This window comes from Aliirhizobium wenxiniae (assembly GCF_014201355.1).
GTDB classification, from domain to species: Bacteria; Pseudomonadota; Alphaproteobacteria; order Rhizobiales; family Rhizobiaceae; genus Neorhizobium; species Neorhizobium wenxiniae.
Genome location: NZ_JACHEG010000014.1, coordinates 1 through 24082, shown reverse-complemented (window position 1 = coordinate 24082; position 24082 = coordinate 1). Strand labels below are relative to the sequence as shown.

Here is a 24082-nt window from a genome sequence, read left to right as displayed (position 1 = left end):
GTAACGACGGTTCAGCACGCTCAACGACAGAGAGTCTTGCGGGCGGAGCCCCCCTCTGCCCTGCCGGGCATCTCCCCCACAAGGGGGGAGATCGGTATGCCGCACCGCGCCATATCCCGTGACCCATTTCGGTGGAAGAGCGGCCATCGATTCAGAGATTCGACCCATCCTCACACCCCCAGAACCTTGTGCAGCGTATCCATCCGTCCGGGCAATTCGCCGACCGGGAAATCCGCGACCATCTTGCCATGGTCCATAAGGTAGAAACGATCCGCGACGCGGCTGGCGAAGCGGAAATTCTGTTCGACCATCAGTACTGTCATGCCGCGTTGCTTCAGCGTTTTCAGCACCTCGCCGATGCGCTGGACGATGACCGGAGCCAGGCCTTCCGTCGGTTCGTCGAGGATCAGGAGTTTCACTCCGGTGCGCAGGATGCGGGCGATGGCGAGCATCTGCTGTTCGCCGCCGGAGAGCTTGGTGCCGGGGCTCGCGCGCCGTTCATGGAGGTTCGGGAAAAGCGCATAGATTTCGTCTAGCGGCATGCCGCCATCGGCGACGACCGGTGGCAGCATCAGGTTCTCGTCCACGGTCAGCGTCGAGAATATGCCGCGTTCTTCGGGTACGAAACCGAGGCCGGCATGGGCGGTCCGGTGCAAGGGCACGCCGAGCATATCCTTGCCGGCAAAGCGGATTTCGCCCTTGCGCTCGCGGATGATGCCCATGATGGTGCGGAGCGTCGTCGTCTTGCCGACGCCGTTGCGGCCCAAAATGGTGATCGTTTCACCTTCGCCGACAGTCATGTTAACGCCGTGCAGGATGTGGCTTTCGCCGTACCAGGCATTGAGGTTCGAGACTTCGAGAAGCGGTTTTGCCATCACGCGTCCTCCGTGCCCATATAGGCGAGCCTTACGCGTTCATCCTGCGAGACCGCAGCATAGTCGCCTTCCGCAAGGATTTCGCCGCGCTGCAGAACCGTGACGTGGTGACAGATGTCAGCCACGACCGAGAGATTGTGTTCGACCATGAGTACGGCGCGGGTCTTTGCGACCTCGCGGATGATGTTGGAGACGGTGCCGATATCTTCCTGGCCCATGCCGGCCATCGGTTCGTCGAGTAGCAGCACTTTCGGGTCGAGCGCCAGCGTAGTGGCGATTTCGAGCACACGTTTGCGGCCATAGGAAAGATCGGCTGCGATGGCATTGCGTTCGCGTTTCAGTCCGACCGTTTCGATCAGTTCGTCTGCCCGGTCGTTCAGCCGGTCGAGCGCAGAGGTCGGCAGCCAGAACTGGGTGGAAAGGCCGTTCGGACGCTGCAGCGCCACGCGGATATTGTCGAGGACGGTCAGATGCGGAAAAACCGCGGAAATCTGGAACGAGCGGACCAGACCCATGCGGGCCACCTTGTCCGGCGGGGTTTTGGTGATGTCGGTTCCCAGAAGCGTGATCGAGCCCGCCGTGGGCTGCAGGAATTTTGTAAGAAGATTGAACACCGTCGTCTTGCCGGCGCCGTTCGGGCCGATCAGCGCGTGGACGCGGGCATGCTGGATATCGAGATCGACATCCCGAACAGCCAGAAAAGCGCCGAAACTCTTGGAGAGACCGCGGGCGGATAAGACCACCCGCGGCTCCTCGTGCAGTTCCTGGAGAGGCACTGCCATTATTTCACCAGCTCGCAACCGGCCTTGGCTGGGTCGAGATAGGCATCCTTGCCCGGGATGGTGGCGAGCACTGTGTAATAGTCCCAGGGCTCCTTGCTCTCATCCGGCTTCTTGACCTGCAGGAGATACATGTCGTGGATCATGCGGCCGTTTGCGGCCACCGTGCCGCCGCGCCCGAAGAAGTCGTCCACCGGCATTTCGCGCATGGCCTTTGCCACCGCGTCAGCATCATCCGTGCCGGCCTTCTCGACAGCCTTCAGATAGTGGGTGACGGCGGAATAGGTGCCGGCATGAACCATGTTCGGCATCTTGTTGGTCTTGGCGAAGAATTTCTTGCCGAATTCGCGGCTCTTGTCGTCGAGGTTCCAATAATAACCCTCGGTCAGCGTCAATCCCTGAGCCGCTTCCAGTCCGAGGCCATGCACTTCGGCAAGGGTGAAGAGAAGTGCCGCCAGCTTCTGGCCGCCCTGAACGATGCCGAATTCCGCGGCCTGCTTGATTGAGTTGGCCGTATCGAGGCCGGCATTGGCAAGGCCGATGACCTTCGCGCCGGATGACTGGGCCTGTAGCAGGAATGACGAAAAATCCTGGCTGGAGAGCGGATGGCGCACCGAACCCAAGACCTTGCCGCCATTGGCTTTCACGTAATCGCTCGTCTGCTGTTCCAGCGAATAACCGAAGGCGTAGTCGGCGGTCAGGAAGAACCAGCTATCGCCGCCCTGCTTGACCATGGCGCCGCCGGTGCCGACTGCGAGAGCGTGGGTGTCATAGGCCCAGTGGAAACCATAGGGCGTGCAAGCCTTGCCGGTCAGATCGACCGTGGCTGCACCGGTGTTGATGGTGATCTTCTTCTTTTCCTTGGAAAGCGCCTGCACGGCGAGACCGACCGACGAAGTGGTCAGGTCCATGATCGCATCGACCTGCTCGGTATCATACCACTGGCGGGCGATGTTGGAGGCGACGTCGGGCTTGTTCTGATGGTCGGCATTGACGAGTTCGACCGGAACGCCGAGCACCTTGCCGCCGTAATCCTCGATCGCCATTTTCGCAGCCTCGACGGACGACTTGCCGCCGAAATCGGCATAGACGCCGGACTGGTCGTTCAAAATACCGATTTTGACTTTGCCGTCGGATGCTGATTGGGCGAATGCAGTGCCGCTCGCCAGCAGCACGGCCAGCGACGTCAGGAACGTCTTACGCATAAGGTCTCCTCCCAGAGATTGCAGAGCGCTAATCTGTTCAAAATTGGCAGGCCGCCCTCCTCAAAGCAGCACTTCCATAAGCACATGGTTGAGGAAAACGCCCGTTGACGCAAGAAGCGGAGCGCTATTAATTGCGGACAGTATCTGTGCATTTTTGAACAGATAAGGGAGCGGGCCGGGTGACAGCATGAGCAGCAATCCCAGTTTCGGCCATCCGGGTTTCACCTGGGATGATCTCCAGTATTTTCTGGCGGTGGCCCGCACCGGTCAACTTTCCGTGGCCGCCCGGCAGTTGCGAACCAGCCATGCCACCGTGTCCCGCCGTATTGACCGGCTGGAATTCACCCTCAAGGTCAAGCTTTTCGAGCGAAACCCGCGCGGCTACGTGCTGACGGGGATCGGTCAGCGTTTCATCGATGCGGCAGAGCGGATGGAGGCGGAAGCCGACCGGCTGCAGGCGGAAATCGCCTCAGGCAATGCGCCGCATCAGGGCGTCGTGCGGCTCAGCGCTCCGGAAGGCATCGCCAATTTCTTCCTCGCTCATCAGATCGGGGATTTCACCGCGCAGCATCCCAACCTGTCCTTGGAACTGGTGACGATCCAGCAGATCATGTCGCTTTCCCGCAAGGAGGCGGATATTGCGATATCGCTCGATCCGCCCAAGGGCGGGCCGTATGAGATCGAGAAGATCACCGATTATCGCCTGAACATCTACGGATCGCGGAGTTATCTCGCGGACAAGCACGAGCTTACCAAGCGGGACGACCTGCTGCGGCACCCGTTCATCGGCTATATTCAGGACATGATCTTTGCGCCGGGACTGGATTATCTCGGGGACGTGCATCCTGGCATCAAGCCACGCTTCCAGAGTTCCAGCATTTCGGCGCAGTTGACCGCGACGTTGCAGGGGCAGGGGCTTTGCATCTTTCCGCATTTCATCGCGCGCCGATGGCCGGAACTGCAGATCGTCCTGCCACGTGAGGTGCAGTTGACGCGGCATTATTATCTGGTGCGCCATCGCGACATGAGCCGGGTTCCGCGGGTACGCGCGGTCGCCGACTACATGACGACGGTGGTGCAGGATAACCGGGAGATATTTCTGGGAGGCTGATTTCGCCTCCCTGGATGTCGACAAGCGTTGGTCAAAAGCTCGTGATGACGGCGATGCCGGGTGTCTCTGCCTTGTCGAGATTGACCAGTTCGGAGACGCCCTCAGTGAGGCTAACCCGCTTCGAGATCAGTTGCTGCGGCTTCATCTTGCCAGCGGTCAGCATCGCGAGCATGGCGTCGTAACGCCAGGCCTGCATGCCGTGGCTTCCATAGATTTCCAGCTCGTGGCCGATGACCTGCGCCATCGGGATTTTCGGCGTTGCATGTTCGCCGAGCATCAGGCCGACCTGAACGTGGCGGCCGCGGCGGCGCAGGTTCTTGATCGAGTTGAAGCAGGTCGTCGGGTGGCCGAGCGCGTCGATCGAGACATGCGCGCCGCCTTTGGTGATTTCGCGTACGGCTTCCACGACATCCGGCACGGAACTGCCATTGATGGTGGCGACGGCACCACATTGGCGCGCCATCGCCAACTTGTCTTCGGTCAGGTCTATGCCGATGACGTTTGCGCCGAGGGCGGTTGCGATCATGATTGCCGAAAGGCCGACGCCGCCGCAGCCATGGACGGCGACCCAGTCGCCGGGGCCAGTGCGGGCCTGATCGGCAACGGCGCGGAAGGAGGTGGCGAAGCGGCAGCCGAGGCTTGCGGCCGTCGCATCGTCGATTTCTTCCGGCAGGTGCACGAGATTGGTGTCGGCGTAATCGATCGCGACATATTCGGCGAAGGAACCCCAATGGGTGAAGCCCGGCTGGAACTGGTCGGGGCAGACCTGCTGGTTGCCGGAATGGCATTCGGCGCAATGGCCGCAGCCGGAGACGAAGGGCACGGTGACACGGTCGCCGACCTTGAAGCGCATGACGCCCTTGCCGGTCGCCACGACCTTGCCAGCCAGTTCATGGCCGGGAACGTGGGGCAGCCTGATATCCGGATCGTGGCCCTTCCAGCCGTGCCAGTCGCTGCGGCAGAGACCCGTTGCGCCGACCTTGATGACCACGCCTCCGAAGGTCGGCTCGGGATCGGGAAGCGTCCTGATCTCCGGCATCTGTTCGAACGCTTCGTAATACATGGCCTTCATCACGCATCCTCGCCTTTCAATATGAAAATCCCCGATCCTCTGCGGGACCGGGGATGTCGATTTTCCTGCTACCGTAGCGCGGCGGGCCGCGTTTACGAAGCCTGTTTCTTCTGGTCCTTCATGAAGGCGATATCGCCGACGACGCGGACGCGCACACGGCGGGCATCACCCGGCAGATAGGCGATCGGAATGTCTTCCGTATCCAGCGTGGTGATCGACTTCGGATCGGCACCGGCCTCGATTGCGCGTTCGCGGGCGATACGGTCGGCTTCGGCAATCGCCTTGTCGCGCGACATGTCGGAGAAGACCTGATCGACTTCGCCGGAGACCTGCGCCATCGCCGCACCGAGTGCGTTGGCAACGCCGGCATGTTCGACGCGCAGCACTTCGCTCGCACCCTTCAGCTTTTCCGGGATGAGGAAGGCACCGCCACCGACGGCGATCAGGCTTACGCCTTCGGCCGAGGTCTTCATCCGGTCTACGCCGTCTTCAACCATGGCTTCGATGCGCTTCAGGAGGTCGGCAACCATTGCCTTGTCGAGATGCTTGACGCGGTCGCGGTCGCCGATCTCGACGAGGCCGGCTGCGACTGCAACGTCGGTCGTGGTCAGCGTATCGCCGCCGAAAACGAGCGCCTTTTCGGTGATGCGGTAACCGACCGAGCGCGGGCCGATCTTGCGGGTTTCCGGGTCAATGATGGTGCCGCCGCCAAGCGCCATGGGCAGAAGGTCGGGCATGCGGAACAGGGTGCGCACACCGCCGACTTCGACGACATTGTTGGCTTCCCGCGGGAAACCGCCGACGAGGCAGCCGATATCGGAGGTCGTGCCGCCGACGTCGATGACCATGGCTTCCTTCAGGCCGGTGAGGAAGGCCGCACCGCGCATTGAGTTGGTCGGGCCAGAGGCAAAGCTGTAGACCGGGTTTGCCGCTGCGACATCCGCCAGCACGACGGTGCCGTCGTTCTGGGTGAGGTAGAAGGGGGCGTTGACGCCGGCCTTGACCAGCGCATCCTTGAAGGCGTCGATCGTCTTGCGGCCGAGGCCCTGAAGGGCGGCGTTCAGCAGCGTGACGTTTTCGCGTTCCAGGAGGCCGATACGGCCGAGCGTGTGGGAGAGCGTGATGCGGGCATCCGGGATGACCGAACGGACGATCTCGGCCGCTTCCAGTTCGCCTTCAGCGGTCAAAGGCGAGAAAAGCGCGGTGATGCCGACTGAGGTGATGCCGGCATCGCGGATCTTCATCGCGGCGTCGCGGATTTCGTCGCGGGCAAGCGGCACCAGCGGACGGCCGTCATATTCGTGGCCGCCATGCACCATGAAGGAGAGCGGATCGACGCTTTCGCGCAGGTCATCCGGCCAGTCGATCATCGGCGGCAGGGATGCGCCGGCCGGCATGGCGATACGGATCGCGGCGATGCGTTCCAGACGGGCGCGCTCGACGACGGCATTGGTGAAATGCGTCGTGCCGATCATCACGGCGTCGATCGGCGAAGTGCCCGGCGCCTGCGAGGACACGACGTGACCGATGGCGTTGACGACGCCCTGCATCACATCCGCAGTGGTGGGAAACTTGATGGCGGAAACGACTTTCTCGCCATCGATGAGCACGGCATCCGTATTGGTGCCGCCTACGTCAATTCCGATCCGCTTCATGCTGCAAACACCGATTTGAAATCAAGATCATATCCGAAGGCGCGGGGGCCGACATGTTCCAGTCCCTTGGGGCTGGTCAGGACCGCCGGCGCCGGCAGGGCGACAACCGTGACACGCTGGCCGTAACGCACGGTTTCGGTACCGATCGCTTCACCCGACACGGTGTCGAGCAGGCAGATCAGGTCAGGCGTCATGGCGATCGGCTGGCCATCGCGGAAGGCGACTGCCCATTCGTTCTGGAAGGCGAGTTCGACCTTGGCGCCGCGATCGTCGTCGAGGCCGTCGATCATAGCTACGCCGCGCAGGAAGCCGCCGGTCGTTGTGCGATCCACGTCGGCAACCTTGCCCTTGAACAGGACCTTGCCGCCTTCATGGGCGAGAACGGCTGCGATCGGGTCGGTATGGGCTGCACGGGCATCAAGCACTGCACGGCCGAGGCTGACGGCCTTGGTCACGGTGTGGAGCACGCCCCAGTCCTTGACTTCCTTGCCGGTGCGCGGAGCCTTGCAGGTGGCAGAGGTCGAGCCGACTTCGGTGCAGATCTTGCGCGAGATGCGCTCCATCCACTTCCAGGACGCTGCCTTGGCAACGATTGCCTCGTTGTCGCGGCAATCAACCAGGGTGAGCGGGTACATCGGCAAGTCGCCGATGGCGAAGCTGGTCATCTGCGCTTCCGGATAGGCGCGGCCCATCGCATCGGCGTCAACAACCGGGATATCCAGCATGGCGGCTGCGAGGAAGGGCGACAGCGCATTGCCGCCGCCGATCTCGACGCTCATCACGGCGCGGAACTTGCGGCCGGTATATTCTTCCATCAGCTGCATGGCACGGGCGAGATGGGCCGGGTCCACCAGACGTTCCTGGCCGACCAGCGGTGCACCCATCTTCGACACGACTGCGACGGCATCGCCATCGTCGAGCGCGTTCGGATCGATAAGCTTGACGCGCTTGCCGTCCTTGTAGAGCTTTTTCAGGTTGAGCTGCGCCAGATAGGGGCTGCCACCACCGCCGGTCCCGAGAATCCAGGCACCAACGGCAAGCGGGTCAATCTCGCCTGCTTCGAAATCACGGATCATGTTTGCCTCCGAATAATGTGCTAGAACCTAGCCATGTGCGACGAAGAATGCCTATAGGGGACTGCCCCTAGAATGGGCTTGCCTTTAATTTGTGCATGTCTAGAACGGCTATAGCGATACGATCAGAAGGACCGATTCACTGCCCGTGACGAAGCATCCTCAAACTCCGTCTTCGACCATCGCGGAAGCAGCGGAACCGCCCCATCGCGTGATGTTTTTGAGCGTCGGCCAATCGCCGCGCGCCGACATTATCGACGACATGCTGGAGAACCTGGACCTGCCGATCGAGGCGCTGGAAATCGGCGCTCTGGACGGGCTTTCGGCGGCCGAGATCAACGATCTCAAGGTGCGGCCCGGCGAGACGAGCATCGTCACCCGGCTGGCCGATGGAAGCAATGTCGTCGTCTCCAAGCCACGGATCGCGGAGCGCATGGCGAAGATCGCCGCCGCTTTTCAGCCGAATGAATTCGATCTGGTGGTCATCCTGTCGACCGGGCTCTTTCGGGATTTTGAAAGCACATGCCCGACCGTGAATGCCCAGCGCGCCATGGAATCGACGGTGATTTCGCTTGCCGCGCATGGGTCTGCGGTGGGGCTGATCCAGCCGCTCGAACAGCAGATCGACGAACTCGATATCCCGGCGCTTTCGCCTTACAAGATCACCGCCAGTTACGCCGCGGATGGCGACAAGCGGTTGCTGGCAGGGGCGCTGCTCGATCTCGCCGATGCGGAGATCATCGTGCTGAATTCGGTGAGTTTTACCGAGGCAGACAGGCAGACGGTTGCCAAGGCAAGCGGCAAGCCGGTGGTGCTGGCCCGACGCATCGTCGTCAGCGCCATTCGCTTGCTTCTGCACGGCACGCATCCGGTCGCCTTGCCCGGCGTGCCGGCGGAATTTTCGGAGAAATTGCAACGTCTAACGCCGCGCGAGCGACAGGTGCTTTCGCTGGTGGCGGAAGGTCTGTCGAATAAGGCGATCGCGCGCCAGCTCGGGATCAGCCCGAAAACGGTAGAGATCCACCGCTCCAATGTGATGGCGAAAATGGAAGTGACGTCCTCGAACGCACTTATCCGCATGGTCGTCGCTGCGGGCCATCCATAACAAAAATAATCGGATTTGCGTAAGAAAGTTGCGTGAAAAACACGATTTGCCTAAAAAATGATCGTAAAAGATCTTTCTGAATTGTTACCCACTAGGGGCATTACCCTATAGTGAAGTCGCGTATTCGAGCGCTAGGCTCCCTGCCAACAAGATAAAGCAGGGAATGAACGAGAGCATGCCTTCCACATCCAAGATTGCCTTCGTGACTATTGGTCAGACGCCCCGCGTCGACCTCGTACCTGAGATGATGGCCGAGATTACCGTCGGTCTGCCGGAAGGCCGTATCGTGCATCAGGAGTTCGGTGTGCTGGACGGCATGAGCCCGGCGGAACTCGATGCAATGCGCGCCAGAGATGGTGAACATTCCTTCGCGACCCGTCTTGCAAGCGGGGAGGAGATCGTCTCCTCCAAGGCTCTGACGGAAGAGAAGCTGAACGTTCTCCTGCAGAAGATCGATGGCGAAGGTTTCGATCTGATCGTCCTGCTCTGCACCGGCACGAAGATCGAGCCGTTGAACAACACGCTCGTGGTCGAGGCACAGCGGATCGTCGATTCCACTGTCGAGGCGCTTGCCGCATCGGCCCGCAAGCTCGGCGTTATCGTGCCGCTCGAACGGCAGATCCAGGATTTCGAAGAGCGCCATGTGCTGCCGGGCAATCCGAGCCTCGTTTCCGCGTCGCCTTATGCCGGTGACGAGATGGGCGAGCGGGCGAAGCTGCTGGAAGGCTGCGATCTCATCGTCATGCATTGCATGGGCTATTCGGCCGAGATGCATGAGGCAGTGCGCAAATCCATCGATGCGCCGGTGCTTCTGTCGCGCCGGTTGGTGGCGGGTGTCGTGCGTCAAATGCTTTAGAACTTGCATACAGTCTGATCGGGAAGCCGTTTAATAAGAGAGGGAACTACATGTTCGGCAAAATCATCAGGAATATCGCAATCGCGGGGCTTCTCGCCTCGTCGGTTCTTGCCACCCCTGCCGGCGCTTTCGAGCGCACCGACAAGGGCAATGTCATCGTGTTCGGCGGTCGTCAGGCGATCCCGGTTCTCGATCCGCATATCCGCTACGACTGGTCGACCCGCATGATGCAGCAGGCCGTCTATGATGGTCTCGTCAAGTACGAAGGCGATCCGGCTGTCATCAAGCCGTGGCTCGCTGAAAAATGGGAAACCAGCGAAGACGGCAAGACCTGGACCTTCCATCTGGTCAAGAACGCAAAATTCCACAATGGCGACCCGGTGAATGCCGAAGCCATCCGTTATTCCTTCGAGCGCGGCCTGAAGCTCAACAAGGGCGTCGCCTGGATGCTCAAGGATTTTCTGGCGCCGGAAGGCATCAGCGTCGTTGACGATTATACCGTCAAGTTCGAGCTGAAGGCTCCCTACACGCCATTCCTCTCCTTCCTGCCCTGGTGGTACATCGTCAACCCGGCCCAGGTTAAGGCCCATGAAGTTGACGGCGACTATGGCCAGAAGTGGCTGACCGACAACGAAGCCGGTTCCGGCCCGTTCAAGCTCGGCCGCTGGGAACCGAACGTTCTTTATGAAGCCGAAGCCGTTGCCGATTACTGGAAGGGCTGGCCGCAGGGCGATGCAAACCGTCCGGCCGGCGTGATCTACAAGATCATCCGCGAGCCCGCCGCCCAGAAGGCTGCTCTCCAGCGCGGCGAAGCCGATATCGTCGAAGGCCTGACGCCGGACGATTACGTCCAGATCGCGCGTGCAAAGGGCATCGCCATCGAAGACCACAAGGGCATGACGACTTTCGGCATCAAGTTCAACACGCAGCAGGGACCGACCGCCGACATCAACCTGCGCAAGGCGATCGCCTATGCGATGGACTATGATGCGCTGATCCAGGTCTATAACGGTGCTGCGTCTCTCGAAACGAGCCCGATCCCGGATGCGATGAAGGGCCATATCGACGTGCCCGGCATTCCGCGTCAGGATCTTGCCAAGGCCAAGGAATATCTGGCGAAGTCCGGTTATCCGAACGGCGGCATCACCCTGCCTTACGTTCACGTTGCCGGTCTTGAAGAAGCCCGTCGCATCGGCCTCGTGCTGCTCGACAGCTTGAAGCCGCTCAACATCAATGTCGAGATCAAGCCGGAACAGTGGCCGAACATGGTCGCCAACGGTTCCAAGGTCGAGACTTCGCCGTCGATGACTTCGGTCTACACGACCCCGGTTTCGACCGATCCGGACGCTGTCGCCTACCAGTATCACAAGAACAGCTGGGGCCAGTATTTCGCGATGATGTTCTACGACAATCCGAAGGTCACCGAGATGATCGACAAGGCCCGTTCCTCGTCGAACTGGGATGAGCGCGCCAAGCTCTATGCCGACATCCAGACCCAGATCGTTGCAGACCAGCCGGAAGTGTTCGGCATGCTGCAGAACCGCCGCTGGGCCCGCCGTGACTACCTACAGGGCTTCCAGTTCAGCCCGGTCCGGTTCACCGGCGAAGTCGACATCTACCCGCTGTGGGTGAAGGCTGAATAAACACTGGCTGAAGTCCCCTCACTCAAGCCAGAATGGTGCGCATGGTCCGCTTTCCCCAACCGCGGGCCATGCGCAAATCATAACAAACGGAGAAGACGATGCTGACATTCGCCTTCCGCAAATTGCTGACGCTGGTCGGCACGATGATCGGCATTGCGGCGCTGACATTTCTCATCACCAATGTCGCGCCCGGCGATCCGGCCCGTCTCGTGGCCGGTCCCAATGCGACCGAGGACATGGTCGCTACGATCAGAACCGAATATGGTCTCGACAAGTCGCTGCCGGAACAGTTCATCGTCTATATGGGCGAACTCGTCCGCGGTGATCTCGGCACTTCGATCGTCACCACACGCCCGGTGCTGGAAGAAGTCATGCGTTATGCGCCCGCGACACTGGAACTCGTCTTCGTCGCGATGTTCCTCGGCATCGTCATCGGCGTTCCGCTCGGCATGCTGTCGGCCGTTTACAAGGACGGGCCGCTCGACCAGGTGACACGCATCTTTTCGATTTCCGGTGTGGCTATCCCGGCCTTCTGGTTCGGTATCCTGCTGCAGCTGATGTTTTCCGTCGATCTGGAATGGCTGCCGGTTTCGGGGCGCCTGCCGCTCGTCACCCGTCCGCCGGAATTTGTGACCGGCCTGCTTCTGGTAGACAGCCTGATTGCCGGTAATTTCTCGACCTTCTGGGTTTCGCTGCAGCATATCATCCTGCCGGCGATCGTGCTCTCCTTCCCCTGTCTTGCCTCGATCCTGCGCGTCAACCGCGCCGAGATGATCGAAGTGCTGCAGTCGGATTATATCGTGGCCGCCCGCGCCCACGGCATCTCGTCCTTCCGCATCGTCGCGCTCTACGCTCTGAAGAATGCCATGTTGCCGACGCTTGCGATGATCGGCCTGCGTTTCGGCTGGATGCTCGGCTCGACCGTTCTAGTGGAAACCGTCTTCGACTGGCCGGGTATCGGGCTCTATGCGGTCTCGTCCGCGCTCTCTTCCGACTTCAAGCCTGTTGTCGGCGTGACGCTGATGATCGGTTTCTTCTTTATCGTCGCCAACACCCTCGTCGATCTGGCCTATGCCTGGATCGACCCGCGTCTCAGGAAAGCGTGATGACGGCTCATCCCATGACACCTATCGATACCTCCGTGGAAGACACACGCCCGCTCACGTTCCGCGAGCGCCATGCGAGCCAGATTCGCCAGTGGCGGCTCTATGCGCACATGTTCCGCAAGAGCTTTTCGTCCATGCTGGGCCTCTCGCTCGTCGTGCTGTTTCTGCTGCTTGCCGCCATCGGTCCGCTGATCGTGCCCTATCCGGAAGCAGCAAGCGGTGCGATCAACATGTCGGCCAAGCTGCAGCCGCCAAGCAGCACCTACTGGTTCGGTACGGATGAAATGGGCGCGGATATCTTTTCGCGCGTCATCATCGGTGCCCGCACGTCGCTCTGGATCGGCGTCGTCATCACCGGCATTGCGGCGATCGTCGGCATCACGCTCGGCATCATTGCCGGTTATCGTGGTGGCTGGGTTCGTGCGGTGATCATGCGCGTCACTGAACTTTTCCTCGCCGTTCCCGGTCTGGCGCTGGCGCTTGCAATCGTTGCGGCGCTTGGCCCCGGCATCACCAATTGCGTGCTGGCGCTCGCTATCGTCTGGTGGCCCGGTTACGTGCGTCTGGTCGAGGCAAAAACGCTGTCGATCAAGGAAGAGCTTTTCATCGAATCCGCCCGTTCGATCGGCGCAAAGACGCCCTGGATCCTCTGGCATCATATCCTGCCGAACTGCATGTCGCCGATCATCGTCAAGATGAGCATGGATATGGGCATGGCGATCCTGTCGGCCGCCAGCCTCGGCTTCATCGGTCTCGGCGCACAGCCGCCGTCGCCGGAATGGGGTTCGATGATCTCGGTCGCCCGCACCTACATGCCCGACTGGTGGTGGTATTCGCTCTTCCCCGGTGCTGCGATCTTCCTCACCGTGCTCGGCTTCAATCTTCTGGGCGATGGCCTGCGTGACATTCTCGATCCAAGGAGCCGCGACCGATGACAGCTCTGCTCGACATCAAGAACTATCGGCTCGATATCGGCACGTTCGACGGCCCGGTGCATGTGCTGAAGGGCATAAACCTTTCCGTCAACCGCGGCGACACGCTCGGTATCGTCGGCGAGAGCGGCTCGGGCAAGACGGTGCTGGTGCGCTCGGTGCTCGGCATCGGCCCGCGCAATTCGAAGGTCGTCGAAGGCTCGATCTCGTTTGGCGGGCAGGACATTACCAACCTGCCGGAGAAGGACTGGACGAAGATCCGCGGTATCCGCATCTCGATGATCTTCCAGGATCCGATGACCTATCTGAACCCGCTCTTCACGATCGGGCGGCAGATTTCCGATGTCATCGCGGCGCATGAGAAGGCAGCCGGTGCAGGCGTTTCTTCCAGGGCGGCGCGTCGTGCCCGCACCGAGGAGCTGCTCGATCAGGTCGGCCTGCCGAACCCGTCCATGCTGTTTTCGCAATACCCGCACCAGCTTTCCGGCGGCATGCGCCAGCGCATCCTGATCGCCATGGCGCTGGCCGGCAAGCCGGATATCCTGATCGCGGACGAGCCGACGACGGCGCTCGACGTCACGGTTCAGGCGCAGGTGCTGGACCTCATCAACTCGCTTGTCGAAAAGCTCAACCTTACCGTCATCATGATCAGCCACGACATCGGCGCGATCGCCACCGTCGCGAAGCGCTGTGCCGTCATGTACAAGGGCGAGATCGTCGAGCAGGGGATGACGCAGGACATCCTCAACCGTCCGCAGCACGAATATACGCAGCGCCTTCTGGCCGCCGTGCCGGATATCGATGTCGAGCCTGAGCGGGTTGCAGCTCAGGCTGCGGACGCAAAGCCCGCCAAGCGCAGCAATCTTCTTGAAGCCATCGATCTGAAGAAGGTCTATCGCAGCCAGTCCGGCACCGATTTCACGGCGGTCAACTCGATCAGCCTTGCCGTGAAGACCGGTGAGATCTTTGGCGTGGTCGGCGAAAGCGGATCGGGCAAGTCGACACTCGCGCGTATGCTGATGCGGCTGATCGAGCCGACTTCGGGCGACATCATCTTCGACGGGCAGAATATCTCCGGCCTTTCGGGCGAGCCGCTCAGGCAGATGCGCCGGCACATGCAGTTCGTCTTCCAGAACCCGCATTCGGCGCTCAACGGTCGCCACACGATCGGCGACGCGATCGGCGAGCCGCTACGGATCCAGACGAACATGAGCCGGCGGGATATCGAGGCACGGGCGGAAGCGCTGCTCGACATCGTGCAACTGCCGAAAATGTTCAAGTATCGCTACCCGCACGAGCTTTCCGGCGGCCAGAAGCAGCGTGTCTGTATTGCCCGTGCGATCGCGCTCAACCCGCGTCTCCTGATCCTCGACGAGCCGACTTCGGCGCTCGACATCTCGGTGCAGGCGCAGGTGCTCGATTTCCTGCAGGAACTGCGCTCCGAGCTGAACCTCACCTATGTGTTCATATCGCACAATCTCGCCGTCATCCGGCAGATCTGCGACCATACGATCGTGATGAAGCGCGGCGAGATCGTCGAACAGGGCGATACCGAGCAGATTTTCCTGTCGCCACGCGAGGAATATACCAAGGCTTTGATCGAAAGCGGCCGGAAGACGTCTCAGGCCGCCAATCTTCAGGTGTAAGCCGAGCCGCAATTATTCGAAACCCTGCGCCGCGCGTGTGCAGGGTTTCATCGTTTCTGCGCGGCGGATGCACCGCCGGCGCTTGAAAATAGACGGTGCGTCCCGGTTCAGGCGTTGGCCAGGGCCTTCAGCTTTTCGTAGTTTTCGGTTGATAGCGGAATACCGTCCTTTTCCGCCTTGGCGCGGGTCACATGGCGGCGGTCGCCGGGCAGGCGTTCCTGGCCCGCCTCCAGCACGAGATCGCAAATGCCCGCGACACGTTCGGCAAAGACGTCGTTGCCGCCGCGGGCGGGATCGATGACGATGAAGAACTGGCCGGTGAACGGCGTCTGTGCGCCCTTGTGACCGCTCCAGTCGAACTCGCCGGAAAAATAACCGCCGGTGAGTGCGGCACTGAGTATCTCGACCATCAGGGCGATGGAATTGCCCTTGTGGCCGCCGAAGGGCAGGAGCGCGCCACCGTCGAGAATGGCCTTGGGATCATTGGTCGGCTGGCCGTCGCGGTCGACACCCATGCCGGGTTTCAGGTCATGGCCGGCGCGGGCGGCGATCTGCACGTCGCCATGGGCAATGGCGCTCGAGGCCTGATCGAAGACGAAGGGGGCAGCGCCTGCGCGCGGTGATGCGAAGGCAACAGGATTGGTGCCGAAGACTGCCTTCTTGCCGCCATGCGGCACGACGCAGGCCATGCTGTTGACGACGCTCAAGGCCACAAATCCCTCGTCGGCAAAGGGTTCGACATCCGGCCAGAGCGCGCTGAAATGATGCGAGCGACGGATGGCGAGAACGGCGACGCCGTTCTGCTTCACCTTTTCGATCAGCAGCGGGCGGGCGGCAAGCATGGCCGGCTGCGTGAAGCCGCCCTTTGCATCGACGCGGACGAAGGCCGGCCCGACATCCTCGACTTCCGGTACTGCCTTGCCATCGACCCAGCCGCTGTTCAGCGACGAGACGTAACCGGCCATGCGGAAGATGCCGTGGCTGAGCGAGCCGTCGCGTTCGCAGGACGCGCAGTTTTCCGCCAGAATTTTCGCGTTGTTTTCGGACACGCCATTCTTGGCGAAGATCTTCTGCAGCAGCGCCACGAGGTCGGCATGGGAGAGATGGATGTCGGTGGCTTTGGTCATGTCATTCTCCTTGCGTCGCCGGTAAGGCGCTGATTTGCGGCCGCACGAAGATACAAACAAAGAGGCTGTGTTCAACCGGCTTTGCAGCAGATTTCGCGGCGAGTTTGCGGTGGGCTCAGCCGGGTGTCTTTTCGTAGGTAACCTTGCCGTCGCAGATGGTGATCACGGGTCTGACCGAGGCCAGATCCTCCGATGCCGTGGTTTCGACATCGCCCGAAAGAACCACGATATCTGCCAGATAGCCCGGTTGCAGAACCCCCTTGCGGTCTTCCATGAACTCCACATGGGCGCCGGTACTGGTGTAGGCGGCCAGCGTTTCGGCAAGCGTCAGCCTCTGGTCCGGCATATCGTCCGCCCAAAGCTGCCTTGTCATTGCATCGTGAATGCAACCCATCGGATCGAGTGGTGAGACCGGCCAGTCGGTGGCGAAGATGATCTCCGCCCCGGCGTCGGCGAGCGTGCGCCAAGCAAAGGCGAGCGGCCAGCGGTCGCGGCCGATGAAGGAGAGGTAGGGTTCGAGCGGCAGGCCGGCATTTCCGGGTGGGTGCGTCGGCTGCATGGAGGCGATGACACCGAGCTTTTTAAATCGCGGTACGTCGTCCTGGTGGATCACTTCGATATGTTCGATGCGGTTGCGGGCATCGCGCTTGCCGTTTGTCTCCGCTGCCGTCTCATAGGCATCGAGCACCATGCGCACCGCACCGTCGCCGATCGCGTGGACAGCGACCGGGAGTTTCAGCCGGTCTGCTTCCGTGACGATTTCGTTGAGATGCTGCTGGGAAAACAGCGGATCGCCCTTCCAGCCGGGGCGATGGGCGTAGTCATCGAGGAAAACGGCGCTTTCGCCTTCGGTCACGCCATCGATGAACATTTTCACGAAATCGCAGCGCAGCCGGTCCGAGTTGAAGCGGTCGCGCCAGAGGGCGGCTTTTTCCGCAAGGTCGGAAAGCGGCATGAAATTCTTCATATGATAGGGCATACGCACTCGAGCCGGCAGACCTGTGGTCTTCTCGATCTCCTCGAGAATTTCCAGCTGGTAGAGATTGCCGTCCATGTTCTGGATCGAGGTTATGCCCAGCGATGCGCAATAGGCGAGGCCATCGCGGATGATGTCGAGGTCGATGGCACGTTCATCAGGTGTGACGCTCTCCGGTTCGCCGCCGGTGCCGATGCCCAGCCCCTCGCGACCGCCGGTTTCGCTCAGATCGAAGACCGGCTGCATCGCATCGGCCTCGCGCAGCTCGCCGGAGGCAAGGCCATCTTCGCCCATGACGACTTCGTTGCCGACACCAACCTGCTTGCCGTGCAGGAGCCCCGCGATTTCCAGCGCTTTGGTATTGGCCCACGCGGTGTGGTGGTCCGGGGCGATCATGGCGAATGGCCGGTCGGAGATGACGCGGTCGAGATCGTGACGAGTGGTGCGTTCGGCCTCCGACAGGATCGTGTAATCGGCGGAGCGGGCGAGAAGCAGCTTTAAATTCGGGTTTCTGGCCGCATAGTCCTCCACTTTGGCCTTCAGCTCGTCGAAGCCCTTCACCTTGTAGAGCGAGAGCTGACGCAGGCCGACCGAGCCCATGAAGATGTGCATATGGGCTTCGTTGAAGCCAGGCAGGACCGTGCTGCCCGCCGCATCAATCACGCGCGTTGCGGGACCCTTGAGAGCCTTGATCTCGGATGAAGCGCCGACTGCAACGAGCTTGTTGCCGGAGATTGCGACGGCTTCGGCTTTCGGTACCGTCTCGTCCATGGTGAGGACGCGGGCATTGAGGATGATGATGTCGGCGAAAGTCTGCATCTTGTATCCTCAAGGTGCCAGGCGGCAGAGGGTTCGGAAGAAGGCGAGATTGTCTTGTTTCAGCTCGTCGTCGAGCGGATTGGACTGGGACGACAGCTTGACGATGACCGCTTCGTTTTCAGGATCGACATAAAGCCACTGGCCATGGATGCCGATGGCGCAATAGGCGCCGTCCGGCTCGCCGGTCTGGTACCACTGGCTGCGGTAACGGCCATTCGGCATGGTGGTGCTGTTTGCTGCCTTCCAGGCTTCCGGGTCGCCATTCGTCAGCATGTCGGAAATCCAGCTTTTCGGGATGATCTGTTTGCCATCGGCGGCACCACCAGTGCGGATCAACTCGCCGACGCGGGCGAGATCGCGAGCGGTGAGGCAGACGCCACCTGCCGTGCGTGCCGTGCCGATGCTGTCGACGGTGACATAGGCGTGGTTGCGGGCGCCCATCGGTTTCCAGAGACGTTCCGACAACAGTTCGCCGTAACGTCGGCCCGTGACGCGTTCGATGACGACACCCAGAAGATCGGCATTCGGCGATAGATAGGAATGTCCGCCGCCATGCGGTCGGTCAGCCTTTCTCAGCGTCATCAGGAAGGAGGCGAGTGTCTCGACCTCGAAGCCGGGTTCGACAGGGTTCCACAACATGGCGCGGCGATAGCGGGCAAAGGGGCCGTTCCTGTCGAGATATGTTTCCTCGAAATCGAGACTTACGCGCATGTCGAGCACATCGCGGTAACGGCAATCCTCATAGGCGCTGCCCTTGGCTTCCGGCAGATAGGCGAGAACAGGTTTTTCGGGGTCGATCAGCCCCTCTTCCTCAAGCATGCCGGATAGGATGGCGGTGAGCGACTTGCTGATCGAGAAGACGAGGTGTTTGGCGTTCACATCGGCATGCGGCGCATAATATTCGCCGACGATTTTTCCGTGCTTCATCAGCAGGAAGGCATCTGTGTGGGCGTATTTCAGGAAAGCGTCGATGGTCGAGATGCCATCCAGACCTGTTGCAATTTCTTGGGCGAGGAATTCTCGTGAGGGCAGCGCCTCTTCCGGCCGCTCAGCGCCGCAGGAGATTTCGGATGTCGGCACCAGTTCGCGGACATTCTGGAAACTCCAGCGGCTGAAAGGCGTTTCGCGCCAGTTGGCAAGCGTCACCGATGCCCGGTTAACGGTGGTCATGTCTGTCATGTTATCCATGTCTTTACCGTAGCGGCAGCGCAGGACCTGCCTACGCTGCCGGCCTCCCTTGCTCGGCTTACTTCTGCAACTCGGTCCAGATCTTGGTGTAGAGTTCCTGCACTTCCGGCGCGCAAGCGAGATTGAACTTGCCTGCGGCCTTGGAGGCTTCCGGAATGTTCACCTCCGGCGCCGTCTTCATGTCCTCAGGCATGAAGGCCTCGGAGCCCTTGATGCCGTTCGAATAGCGTGCAAAGGCGGAGATCAGGGCGGCATTTTCCGGTACCATGATGAAATTGATGAAGAGCTTTGCGTTCTCGACATTCTTGGCATCGGCAAGGATGGCGGCATTGTCCATCCAGACGGGATAACCTTCCTTCGGGTAGCCATAGACGATGTTTTTGTTGGCAAGCCTTCCGCGGAAGGCGGCGCCGTTCCAGTCTACGCTGGCTGCAAGATCGCCCTTGGTGTACTTTTCCACCGTGCCGTAATCCATCGAGATCCATTTCGGCTTGGCGGCGACGAGGATGTCGCGAGCTTTCTTCAGGATCGTCAGGTCGCCCGTGCAGGGCTCGCCGCCGGCATAGGTGACGACCATGTGCATGACGTCCGACATTTCCGGAACGACATTGACCTTGCCGACCAGTTCCGGCGGTGGATCGAGGAAGATCGCCGCGGTGTTCGGATCACCGGAATAGATGGACTTGTCGACCGTCACGCCGGTCGTGCCCCATTGCCACGGAACGGAATAGTGGCGGCCAGGATCATAGGCGACATCCACCCATTGCGGGTCCATGTTCTTGAAGTTCTCCATCTGGTCGGGGCGCGATTCCATCAGCAGCCCTTCCTTGATGAAGACCGGCATGGCGCTGGCGGAGGGAACGACGATATCGAAGCCATGGCCGCCCTGGCGGATTTTCGCGAGCGCGGTGTCGTTGCTGTCGTAGTCGGTCAACGTCACCTTGACCTTGTAGGTCTCCTCGAATTTCTTGATCAGTTCCGGATTTGTGTAATTGCCCCAATTGAAGATGTTCAGCTCGCCTTCGGCATGGGCAAGCGTGGTGGAGGCAAAGAGGACCGCCAGACCGGCAGCAAGTTTCAAGGCATGCGTCATTGTTCCCACTCCTGTTTTCAATCGGATTTTTCGTTGGATCTGCTGAGGAAGAAGAAGATCGTCACGATCGCCAGCGACAGCAGCAGAAAAACCGTCGAAATGGCGTTCATCTCGGGCGTGATGGCGCGGCGCAGCTGGCCGAGCATGTAGGTCGGAAGCGTCTCCTGTCCGGCGGACTTGACGAATTCGGTGATGACGATGTCATCCAGCGAGATGACGAAGGAGAGCATCATGCCGGCGAGAATGCCGGGCCAGAGAAGCGGCAGGGTGATGTAGCGGAACACCTTGAACGGGGTGGCGTAAAGGTCGGCTGCGGCGCGTTCCAGCGCCAGATCCATATTCTCCAGCCGCGCCCGGATCGGCAGATAGGCAAAGGGAATGCAGAAGGCCGTGTGCGCCAGGATGAGGTAACCGAGGCCGGAATAACCGGTCCAGACCTTTATGCGTGAGAAGAGGATGAGCAGTGCCACGGCGGTGACGATCTCCGGCACCATTAGCGGCATGTTGATGAAGGAATATTTGAAGGTCAGGCCGCGATAACCGGCCGTGCGTGTCGTTGCGATGGCCGCAAGCGTGGCAACGGCGGTGGCGATGACGGCGGCGATTGCAGCGATCTGGACGGAACGGATGGCCGCCTCGATGACGAGGTTGTTGTTCCAGGCGGCGACGAACCAACGGAACGAAAAACCTTCCCAGCGAGCAATCGAGATGCCGGAATTGAAGGCGTAGACGACCAGCGTGAAGATCGGCACGTAGAGCAGGAAAAAACAGAACATCGCGATCGTCGCGAAACCCGGCTGGACGCGGATGTCGAAGCGTTTACGCATGGCCGCCTCCGGTCTTTCCGGCATTTTTGACGTAATAGAGCATGGCAAAGAGCACGATGATGACGAGGGTGATGGAGAGTGCTGCGCCAAGCGGCCAGTTGCGGCCCTGGCCGAACTGCAGCTCGATCAGATTGCCGACCATCAGGTTCTTGCCGCCGCCGAGAATGCGCGGGATGACATAGGATGACAGAGCCGGAATGAAGACGAGGATGGATCCGGCAATGATGCCGGGCTTGACCAGCGGAATGATGATCCGCCACAGGACTTTCAGCCGCGTCGCATAGAGATCGTAACCGGCCTCGACGAGGCGGAAATCGAGCTTTTCGAGGCTCGCATAAAGCGGCAGCACCATCAGCGGCAGATGTACATAAACCATGCCGAGCAGGATGGCGAAATCGGTGTAGAGCATCTGGATCGGTGCCGAGATGATGCCGAGCTTCATCAGGATGGTATTGGCCAGACCTTCGTTGCGGATCATCTCCTGGATCGCAAAACCGCGGATCAGCATGTTGGTCCAGAAGGGGATGGTGATCAAAAACAGCCAGATCGACCGGTTATGCGGCGCGCGGCTGGCGATGAAATAGGCGGTCGGGAAGCCGACGATCAGGCATAGAACGGTGGTGATGACGGCGAGCTTTGCGCTGCGCCAGAGGATCGTCACATGGGCATCCGCCAGCGAGATCGTGTCGTCGAATATGTCGCGCGAGAGGAAGACGTTGAACCAGCCCTGGCCGGAAAGCTCCCATTTGACATCGCCATAGGAGCCGGGCGCCAGTACCGAGTAGAGCAGCACGATGAGCAAGGGGCCGACTGAGGCGACGGCAATGAGGACAAGGGCCGGCGCACTGAGGAGCCAGCGATTGGTAATCTCTTTCTTCTGTGCCGCCGAAGCGGCCTGTCTCGTCCGCTCGGTCATTGTCTCAATCCTTCAGGATCTGTGCTGCGCCTTCGCTGATGTTGAGTGACACCGCATCACCGGCGGAAAAGCCGATCGGCCCGACCCGATTGTTCTGCTGTCTTATGGTGAAGAGGGATGTGTCGGGCAGCCTGACCCGGATATGGGTGTCTGTGCCGAGATAGGTGAGGTCCTCGATCTGGCCGGTGAGCATCGCCGTGCTGGAGGGCGTGGCGAGCTGCGCATGTTCGGGCCGGATGACGATCGTCACCTTACCTTCCGGCATGAGATCCACGGGGTAGGTGGCGTCCAGCAGGCTGCCATTGGACAGGCGGACCCTGATCCTGGGACCATCGACGGAGATGACGTCGGCGGCGAGGAAGTTGGTTTCGCCGATGAAGTCGGCGACGAAACGTTCTGCCGGGCGATCATAGATTTCCCAGGGCGCCCCGACCTGCCGGACTTCGCCATGAGACATGACGGCAATCCGATCGGACATGGCGAGCGCCTCCTCTTGGTCATGAGTGACAAAGATGAAGGTGATGCCGGTTTCTGCCTGCACCCGCTTCAGCTCGACCTGCATTTCCTTGCGCAGCTTGTAGTCGAGTGCCGACAATGGCTCGTCGAGAAGCAGGACCTTCGGTTTGGGGGCGAGTGCGCGGGCAAGCGCCACGCGCTGCTGCTGGCCGCCGGAGATCTGCATGACCTTGCGGTTGCGCATTGCTTCCATGTGAACCAGTGCCAGCATTTCTTCGACGCGGGTGGCAATTTCCGTCTTTGGCCGACCCAGCATTTCGAGCCCGAAGCCGATATTCTGGGCAACCGTCATATGCGGGAAGAGCGCGTAATTCTGGAAGACCGTGTTGACCGGGCGCTTGAAGGGCGGCAGCGGCGCTATGTCCTCGCCGTAAAGCAGGATTTCGCCATCCGTCGGGAAGTCGAAACCGGCAATCAGCCTCAGAAGCGTGGTCTTGCCGCAGCCGGAAGGACCCAGAAGCGTGAAGAACTCGTTTTGCCTTATATTCAGGAAGATGTTGCTGAGGGCGGTGACCTGTCCGGCGCCATCGCCATAGACACGGCCGACGCCCCTGACTTCGATTGCAAGTTCCTGCTGTTTTCTCAAGCACGCCTCACATTTCGTTGCTCGTCATTGCAACTCCAGACAGCATTTCATGTCAAATTGTCGCGGGCAAGCCGCGTTTGCGACACTAGGGAAATAATCAAGCAAACCACATGCCAGCCGCCGGACACGAGTTTGAAATCGGCCGATCTTTCTGTGATGCAGAAATGAGATAGGTCTGCGGGAGATGTTTTGGAAAACGCGAGCGATAGGTCGATGGCAATGGATATAGCCATATTAAAACAATGGCTTGTGTTTCGTCATTTCTAGTCAGGGCAGCGGTTGTTGTAGGCTCTGCGACATGTATTATCACAAGGCAAAAGTGCATTTTCAGGTGAGGACAATAATGGCAGCGAGCGATTTTTTTGTTTCGGCGGACAACGCCGATTGGGTAAACCCGGAGCCCGGCGTCAGGCGCCGTATCATGACCTATCTGCCGGAGATGATGATGGTGGAGGTTGTGTTCGAGAAAGGGGCGATCGGCTCGAAACATTCTCATCCGCATATCCAGGCAAGCTATGTCGCAGAGGGCAGTTTCGAAGTCACGATCGATGGACGGACGGAAGTGCTGAACAAGGGCGGCAGCTTCATCGTGCCGCCGGATTTGGTCCATGGCGTCAAGGCACTGGAGGCCGGTCGTCTGATCGACGTTTTCAATCCGCATCGTGCCGAATTTCTGAAGTAGTGTCTCGGCCGCGGTTGCGGTTGAAGTTGAAGTCAATAAAAGCCGGTCGCATCGTTGCGGCCGGCTTTTGTTTTTGCGGTTGTGTCTGAGCCTTCACGAGCACCCTGGTCGGGGCCAGATTAAACGAAAAGCGCCCGGCGGAAGCCGGGCGCTGGATTTTCGAGCTGCGGGCTGTTGCTTTTAGTGCATCAGCAGGCGTGGCAGCCACATGGAGAACATCGGCACATAGGTGACCAATGCCATGGCGAGGAAGAGCGCGCTGTAGAAAGGCAGAATGGACTTCATGACTTCGCC

At 60.4% G+C, this 24082-nt stretch carries 21 protein-coding genes; 8 read left to right on the top strand and 13 right to left on the bottom strand.

What is annotated here, in order from left to right:
- Nucleotides 1–170: 170 nt before the first annotated feature.
- From HNQ72_RS28755 to HNQ72_RS28745, 3 genes are read right to left on the bottom strand one after another with little or no spacing between them, the layout of a single operon-like run.
- Nucleotides 171–875, bottom strand: a complete 705-nt coding sequence (locus HNQ72_RS28755; RefSeq protein ID WP_183997858.1) for an ABC transporter ATP-binding protein — start codon at nt 873–875, stop codon at nt 171–173.
- A complete protein-coding gene (locus HNQ72_RS28750) occupies nt 875–1657 on the bottom strand; it encodes an ABC transporter ATP-binding protein (RefSeq protein ID WP_183997856.1) in 783 nt (260 codons plus the stop codon). Before HNQ72_RS28750 ends, HNQ72_RS28755 begins: the two co-directional genes overlap by 1 nt.
- Nucleotides 1657–2859 carry an ABC transporter substrate-binding protein gene (locus tag HNQ72_RS28745; protein WP_183997854.1) on the bottom strand — a complete coding sequence of 401 codons (1203 nt, stop codon included), beginning with the start codon at nt 2857–2859 and terminating at the stop codon, nt 1657–1659. Before HNQ72_RS28745 ends, HNQ72_RS28750 begins: the two co-directional genes overlap by 1 nt.
- Nucleotides 2860–3046: 187 nt before the next feature.
- Here HNQ72_RS28745 and HNQ72_RS28740 point away from each other — a divergent pair, with 187 nt between their 5' ends.
- Complete coding sequence (locus HNQ72_RS28740; RefSeq protein WP_183997852.1) at nt 3047–3970, top strand: LysR family transcriptional regulator; 924 nt, start codon at nt 3047–3049, stop codon at nt 3968–3970.
- A 31-nt stretch (nt 3971–4001) separates the two neighbouring features.
- On the opposite strand, the gene HNQ72_RS28735 is transcribed toward HNQ72_RS28740, so the two are convergent.
- The 3 genes from HNQ72_RS28735 to HNQ72_RS28725 all read right to left on the bottom strand — a co-directional run bounded on the left by HNQ72_RS28735 (nt 4002) and on the right by HNQ72_RS28725 (nt 7773).
- Complete coding sequence (locus tag HNQ72_RS28735; protein WP_183997958.1) at nt 4002–5042, bottom strand: zinc-dependent alcohol dehydrogenase family protein; 1041 nt, start codon at nt 5040–5042, stop codon at nt 4002–4004.
- A gap of 92 nt (nt 5043–5134) precedes the next feature.
- Nucleotides 5135–6697, bottom strand: a complete 1563-nt coding sequence (locus HNQ72_RS28730; protein WP_183997850.1) for a hydantoinase/oxoprolinase N-terminal domain-containing protein — start codon at nt 6695–6697, stop codon at nt 5135–5137.
- Entirely contained in the window at nt 6694–7773 is a 1080-nt protein-coding gene (locus HNQ72_RS28725; RefSeq protein ID WP_183997847.1) for a DUF917 domain-containing protein, read from the bottom strand. The genes HNQ72_RS28730 and HNQ72_RS28725 overlap by 4 nt, the downstream gene beginning before the upstream one ends.
- A gap of 145 nt (nt 7774–7918) precedes the next feature.
- Between HNQ72_RS28725 and HNQ72_RS31405 the strand changes: the two genes are divergently transcribed.
- From HNQ72_RS31405 to HNQ72_RS28695, 6 genes are all read left to right on the top strand, one after another.
- Nucleotides 7919–8875, top strand: a complete 957-nt coding sequence (locus tag HNQ72_RS31405; RefSeq protein WP_244654625.1) for an AroM family protein — start codon at nt 7919–7921, stop codon at nt 8873–8875.
- Between the two features lie 175 nt (nt 8876–9050).
- Nucleotides 9051–9731 carry an AroM family protein gene (locus HNQ72_RS28715; protein WP_183997845.1) on the top strand — a complete coding sequence of 227 codons (681 nt, stop codon included), beginning with the start codon at nt 9051–9053 and terminating at the stop codon, nt 9729–9731.
- A 50-nt stretch (nt 9732–9781) separates the two neighbouring features.
- Nucleotides 9782–11374 (top strand): ABC transporter substrate-binding protein, encoded by a 1593-nt coding sequence (locus HNQ72_RS28710; RefSeq protein ID WP_183997843.1) that lies wholly within the window; start codon nt 9782–9784, stop codon nt 11372–11374.
- 98 nt (nt 11375–11472) lie between these two features.
- Nucleotides 11473–12480: an ABC transporter permease gene (locus HNQ72_RS28705; protein ID WP_183997841.1), complete on the top strand. Its 1008-nt coding sequence runs from the start codon at nt 11473–11475 to the stop codon at nt 12478–12480.
- Complete coding sequence (locus tag HNQ72_RS28700) at nt 12480–13415, top strand: ABC transporter permease (protein WP_244654624.1); 936 nt, start codon at nt 12480–12482, stop codon at nt 13413–13415. Before HNQ72_RS28705 ends, HNQ72_RS28700 begins: the two co-directional genes overlap by 1 nt.
- A complete protein-coding gene (locus tag HNQ72_RS28695) occupies nt 13412–15058 on the top strand; it encodes an ABC transporter ATP-binding protein (protein ID WP_183997838.1) in 1647 nt (548 codons plus the stop codon). The genes HNQ72_RS28700 and HNQ72_RS28695 overlap by 4 nt, the downstream gene beginning before the upstream one ends.
- Nucleotides 15059–15165: 107 nt before the next feature.
- Here the strand turns inward: HNQ72_RS28695 and HNQ72_RS28690 are convergent, their stop codons facing one another.
- From HNQ72_RS28690 to HNQ72_RS28660, 7 genes are all read right to left on the bottom strand, one after another.
- Entirely contained in the window at nt 15166–16185 is a 1020-nt protein-coding gene (locus tag HNQ72_RS28690; protein ID WP_183997836.1) for an Ldh family oxidoreductase, read from the bottom strand.
- 115 nt (nt 16186–16300) lie between these two features.
- Nucleotides 16301–17980: an amidohydrolase gene (locus HNQ72_RS28685; RefSeq protein ID WP_183997834.1), complete on the bottom strand. Its 1680-nt coding sequence runs from the start codon at nt 17978–17980 to the stop codon at nt 16301–16303.
- 9 nt (nt 17981–17989) lie between these two features.
- Nucleotides 17990–19168: a serine hydrolase domain-containing protein gene (locus HNQ72_RS28680; protein WP_183997832.1), complete on the bottom strand. Its 1179-nt coding sequence runs from the start codon at nt 19166–19168 to the stop codon at nt 17990–17992.
- Nucleotides 19169–19226: 58 nt separating this feature from the next.
- Nucleotides 19227–20261, bottom strand: a complete 1035-nt coding sequence (locus HNQ72_RS28675; RefSeq protein WP_183997830.1) for an extracellular solute-binding protein — start codon at nt 20259–20261, stop codon at nt 19227–19229.
- 17 nt (nt 20262–20278) lie between these two features.
- Nucleotides 20279–21088, bottom strand: coding sequence for an ABC transporter permease (locus HNQ72_RS28670; RefSeq protein ID WP_183997828.1), 810 nt, complete (start codon nt 21086–21088; stop codon nt 20279–20281).
- The gene (locus HNQ72_RS28665) at nt 21081–22004 is read right to left on the bottom strand and encodes an ABC transporter permease (protein ID WP_183997826.1); all 924 of its coding nucleotides are present in this window, start codon (nt 22002–22004) and stop codon (nt 21081–21083) included. Before HNQ72_RS28665 ends, HNQ72_RS28670 begins: the two co-directional genes overlap by 8 nt.
- A 4-nt stretch (nt 22005–22008) precedes the next feature.
- The gene (locus HNQ72_RS28660) at nt 22009–23106 is read right to left on the bottom strand and encodes an ABC transporter ATP-binding protein (RefSeq protein ID WP_183997823.1); all 1098 of its coding nucleotides are present in this window, start codon (nt 23104–23106) and stop codon (nt 22009–22011) included.
- A gap of 343 nt (nt 23107–23449) precedes the next feature.
- Here HNQ72_RS28660 and HNQ72_RS28655 point away from each other — a divergent pair, with 343 nt between their 5' ends.
- Nucleotides 23450–23788, top strand: coding sequence for a cupin domain-containing protein (locus HNQ72_RS28655; RefSeq protein ID WP_183997821.1), 339 nt, complete (start codon nt 23450–23452; stop codon nt 23786–23788).
- Nucleotides 23789–24082 lie beyond the last annotated feature (294 nt).